The organism is Xanthomonas sp. SHU 166 (assembly GCF_000364685.1).
In the GTDB taxonomy this organism is placed as follows: Bacteria; Pseudomonadota; Gammaproteobacteria; order Xanthomonadales; family Xanthomonadaceae; genus Xanthomonas_A; species Xanthomonas_A sontii.
Window position 1 is genome coordinate 1 of the sequence record NZ_AQOJ01000181.1, and the last position, 4,985, is coordinate 4,985.

4 protein-coding genes are annotated in these 4,985 nt (G+C 68.6%); 3 read left to right on the top strand and 1 reads right to left on the bottom strand.

Annotated elements, in window-relative coordinates:
• Positions 1–273 (top strand): PrpF domain-containing protein (locus tag D180_RS06550; protein WP_017912162.1); only part of this gene is annotated, 273 nt, incomplete at its 5' end.
• A 60-nt stretch (positions 274–333) separates the two neighbouring features.
• On the opposite strand, the gene D180_RS06555 is transcribed toward D180_RS06550, so the two are convergent.
• Positions 334–864 carry a hypothetical protein gene (locus tag D180_RS06555; RefSeq protein WP_017912163.1) on the bottom strand — a complete coding sequence of 177 codons (531 nt, stop codon included), beginning with the start codon at positions 862–864 and terminating at the stop codon, positions 334–336.
• 673 nt (positions 865–1,537) lie between these two features.
• On the opposite strand from D180_RS06555, the gene D180_RS06560 reads away from it, so the two are divergent.
• Together D180_RS06560 and D180_RS06565 are read left to right on the top strand one after the other, a co-directional pair.
• Entirely contained in the window at positions 1,538–3,757 is a 2,220-nt protein-coding gene (locus D180_RS06560; protein WP_017912164.1) for a TonB-dependent receptor, read from the top strand.
• A 75-nt stretch (positions 3,758–3,832) separates the two neighbouring features.
• Positions 3,833–4,822, top strand: a complete 990-nt coding sequence (locus tag D180_RS06565) for a nucleoside hydrolase (RefSeq protein WP_198526518.1) — start codon at positions 3,833–3,835, stop codon at positions 4,820–4,822.
• The last annotated feature ends 163 nt before the right edge of the window (positions 4,823–4,985 follow it).

Here is a 4,985-nt window from a genome sequence, read left to right on the forward strand (position 1 = left end):
ATGTCGATGGGCAAGCTGCACCACGCGATGATGGGCACTGCGGCGGTGGCGATCGGCACCGCCGCGGCGATCCCCGGCACCCTGGTCAACCGCGCCGCCGGCGGCGGCGAACGCACCGCGGTGCGCTTCGGTCACCCCTCGGGCACCTTGCGGGTCGGCGCCGAGGCGCGCCAGGTGGACGGCCAGTGGACCGTCACCAAGGCCTTGATGAGCCGCAGCGCGCGCGTGCTGATGGAAGGCTGGGTGCGGGTGCCGGAGACGCCGGCCGGTTGAGCCGGCAGGCCGTGCGGAGGCGCCAGCGCCGCACGGCGCTGCCAACGCTGATGGGTCCGCTCAACTGCAGTCCGCGTTGAGCGACGGGTAGGCCGTGTTGAGCAGCCACTTGCCCGCCGTGCCTTTCGCGCCCGAAGAGTTGGCGTACCAGAAGCAGACCTTGACCGGGGTGAACTCGGTCCACTCGGTGCAGATGTTGTTCTTGCCGACTGCGGTGCATTTCCAGCCCGCAGTGATGCCGACGCTGGCGGCATCGACGATGTCCTTCGGGCCGCCACTGGTGCCGCATTCGACGTGCTTGCCGGTCTTGGCCGCTGCCCACTTGCTGAAGGCGCCCTGGAACGTCGCCCAGTTGGCGAACGCCGATTTTCCGAGCTGACTCTGCGCGCCGCTGGGCGGCAGCGGCGTGGTGGCGTTGTGCATGTGCAGGCCGACATGCCCGCCAGTGCCGCCAGCGGCGCGATTGGCGGTGTCCGACGCGGTGCTGGCCACGATGTTGTCGACCGCGGTGCAGGTCTTGGCCTGGATGGAGCATGCGAACAGCGTCGCGCAGAACGCGGCGACGAGGGACAGGGATCGGGGTGTGAACATCGGGGTCTCTCCAGGGCAGCGCGGATGCGCGCTCTTCAGACGTCAGTAGCGGTCGCTATGTGAAGCGGCGCGCGGTATGCGATGCGATTTCGTGCGGCCCGGTTGGGCTTGCGGCAGCGGGATGGCCTTTTGCCGCTGGCCTTTCGGCCGCGGGCGCAGGACATGCGGTTTGGCATGGGCGCTCGGAGGAGCGGCGTGGCATGGTTGAAGCATTGCCGTGGCGTGTTGCTTCCACCGGCGCTCAAAAACGGCCTGCAGCCTGAGAACTTCGCGCGTCGGGACTGAAGTCCCTCCCACAGGGCATCTCGCGGTTCCATGCTCCGCCGCCACTGCCACTGCCACTGCCACTGCCACCGCCACCGCCATCGCCATCGCCATCGCCACCGGCGACTGCGACTGCGACTGCGCGCTGTGCATGCGCTTGTGGGAGGGACTTCAGTCCCGACGCAACCAAAAGCGGCTGCGGCCATCCGAAAAGGGAAGCCGGCCCGGGCCGGCAGGCGAGCAGCCACCGCAACCGCCCCGCTTTTGCCAATCCCGACTCCCCAATCCCAAATCCCCGCCTCCCCAGGTGACGCCGGCCGCCGCAGGTTGTATATTTTGTGTTAATTATGCTGCGGCGCGGCAAGGACTCGGCGCGCTCCCGATTACGCCCACCCATCCCGGAGTTCCCATGTCTGCCAGTTGGTCGCTGCGCGCCAGTGCGCTTGCCGTTGCCGTCGTTTCCGCGCTTTCGTTCCCCGCCGCCGCCCAGCAGGCGGACAGCACCGACGGGGTCGCCCGTCTGGACACGATCAAGGTCACCGCCGAGCGCCGCGCCGAGGACTCCAAGGACGTGCCGGTGTCGGCCAGCGTGCTGCGCCCGGAATACCTGGACGCCATCGCCACCAGCGGCTCGGACGTGCGCGTGCTGGCCGGCAAGGCGCCCAGCCTCAACGTCGAGTCGTCCAACGGCCGCGTGTTCCCGCGCTTCTACATCCGCGGCTACGGCAACACCGACTTCAACACCTACGCCTCGCAGCCGGTGTCGCTGATCTATGACGACGTGGTCGCCGAGAACGCGTTCCTGAAGGGCTTCCCGATCTTCGACCTGCAGAGCCTGGAAGTGCTGCGCGGTCCGCAGGGCACGCTGTTCGGCCGCAACACCCCCGCCGGCGTGGTCAAGTTCAACTCGGTCAAGCCGACCATCGGCGCCAACGACGGCTACGCCAGCCTGTCCTACGGCACCTACGGCACCATGACCATGGAAACCGGCCTGAGCGTGGCGATGGGCGACAAGTGGGCCGCGCGCCTGTCGGCGCTGGGCCAGCGCCGCGGCGACTGGGTCGACAACACCATCGACAACCGCTCCTTCGAAGGCTACATGGACTCGGCGGTGCGCCTGCAGGTGCTGTTCCAGCCGGGCGAGGACTTCAGCGCGCTGTTCAACGCGCACGCGCGCCACCTCGACGGCACCGCGCGGCTGTTCCGCGCCAACATCTTCCAGCCGGGCACCAACCAGCTGGTCGCCGGCTTCGATCCGGACAAGGTGTCCATCGACGGCAAGAACACCCAGGAACTGCAGACCTACGGCGGCAGCGCCAACCTGACCTGGGACCTGGGCGACATCGTGCTGCACTCGATCACCGGCTACGAGGGCATCGGCAAGTACTACAGCCGCGGCGACATCGACGGCGGCTACGGCGCGGTGTTCGCGCCGCCGTCCGGCCCCGGGGTGATCCCGTTCCCGGTGGAGACCGCCGGCGGCATCAAGAACCTGGACCAGTACTCGCAGGAGCTGCGCGCCGAGTCGCAGTACACCGGACCGCTGAACTGGCAGGCCGGTCTGTACTACTTCCACGATTCGGTGGAAGGCGAGAACTACACCTACAACACCCTGGCCGGCGGCACCCTGTCCAGCTATCAGCTGACCCGCCAGCGCAACACCTCGTGGGCGGCGTTCGGCTCGCTGAACTACGCGGCCACCGAGCGCCTGAACCTGCGCGCCGGTATCCGCTACACCTACGACAAGAAGACCTTCGACGTGCTCGCGCTGGACCGCGTGACGCTGCAGCAGCCCTCCAGCGGCAGCACCGACAATTCCAAGGTCACCGGCGATCTCAGTGCCACCTACACCATCAACGACGACGTCAACGTCTATGCGCGCGCCGCCCGCGGCTTCCGCGGCGCCAGCTTCGGCGTGCCGTCGGCCACCGCGCCGCTGACCGTGGCCGCGCCGGAGACCGTGGATTCCTACGAGATCGGCATCAAGTCCGACCTGTTCGACAAGCGTGCGCGCCTGAGCTTCGACGTCTACGACTTCAAGGTGAAGAACCAGCAGCTGACCGCGGTCGGCGGCGCCTCCAACGACGTGCGCCTGCTCAACGCCAAGGCCTCCAAGGCGCGCGGCGCCGAGTTCGACTTCGAAGCGCTGCTGACCCAGAACCTGCGCATGACCTTGGGCGGCGCCTACAACTGGACCCGCATCGAGGACCCGACCCTGTCGGTGGGCGTGTGCCGCACCTGCACCGTGACCGATCCGATCAACGCCTCCGGCCGCGCGCTGATCGACGGCAACGTGCTGCCGCAGGCGGCCAAGTGGATGGGCAACGCGACCCTGCGCTACGGCATCCCGGTCGGCGACGATGCCGAGTTCTTCTTCTTCACCGACTGGTCCTACCGCAGCGAGATCAACTTCTTCCTGTACGACTCGCGCGAGTTCGTCGGCCAGCCGCTGCTCGAGGGCGGTGCCAAGATCGGCTACAACTGGGGCGCCGGCGCGTACGAGGTCTCTGTGTTCTGCCGCAACTGCACCAACCAGATCCGCGCCACCGGTGCGATCGACTTCAACAACCTCACCGGCTTCATCAACGATCCGCGCATCGTCGGCGCACAGTTCCGCGCCAACTTCTGATCCGCGGCCTCGCCGTTGCAACACCGACCGCCGGCTATCATGCCGGCGGTTCTTTTTTGGGAGACGCGCATGCGCGTGCTGAAGCAATGGGCGGCGTCGGCGCTGCTGATCGCGGCGACCTGGACGGCCGATGCGGTGGCGGCGCCAGCGCCAACGACGAGCGCACCGGTGCAGAAGGTGGTGGTGTCCACCGATGTCGGCGACGACATCGACGATGCGTTCGCGCTGGCGCTGCTGCTGCGCAGCCCGGAGCTGCAGGTGCTGGGCATCGCCTCGGCCTGGGGCGACACCGGCTTGCGCGCGCAACTGCTGCAGCGGCTGCTGCAGCAGGCCGGTCGCAGCGACATCCCGCTGGCGATCGGCCAGCGCACCGACAGCACGATTCCCTTCAGCCAGGCACGCTGGGCAGCCAAGGGCACGCTGCCGCGCAAGGCGCCGGATGCGGCGCAGTTCATCCTGGACCAGGCGCGGCGCCATCCCGGCGAAGTCACCCTGCTGGTGCTCGGCCCGCTGACCGACGCGGCGCGCGCGCAGCAGCGCGACCCGGCCGGCTTCGCCCAGCTCAAGCAGGTGGTGCTGATGGGCGGCTCGGTGCGCGTGGGCTACGGCAAGTCGCGCTACCGCCCGCCGAGTCCGCCGGCGGCCGAGTACAACATCGCCGCCGACATCCCCGCTGCGCGGCGCGTGTTCGGCGCCGGCGTGCCGATCGTGATGCTGCCGCTGGACGCCACCCAGGTGACCCTGGAGGAGCCGGAGCGGGTGGCGCTGTTCGCCCATGGCGAGCCGCTGACCGATGCGTTGGCGCAGCTCTACTACCAGTGGCGCGACACCGACCAGCCCTGGGCCAGCGCCACCCCGACGCTGTTCGACGTGGTGCCGGTGGCGCAGTTGCTGGATCCCGGCCTGTGCCCCACCGTGCCGCTGCGCATCGTGGTCGACGACAAGGGCTATACCCGCGAGACGCCGACGGCGGACGCGCCGGAGGCTGTGGCCAATGCGCAGGTCTGCCTGGCACTGGACCGGCCGCGGCTGATCGCGCTGTACATGCAGCGGATGCTGCGCTGAGGCCTGCCCGCGATGCTGGGTCGCGGCGCTCGAGCCGATGGCGCTTTGCGCTGGAAATGCCATTGAGACAGTCGGCTGGCAGGTGCGCTCCGTCCAGCTGCGGAGCCGATGTCCTGCCGAGCAGCTAGGTGTGTAAACCCACCACGTTGTTCAGTGGAATTCG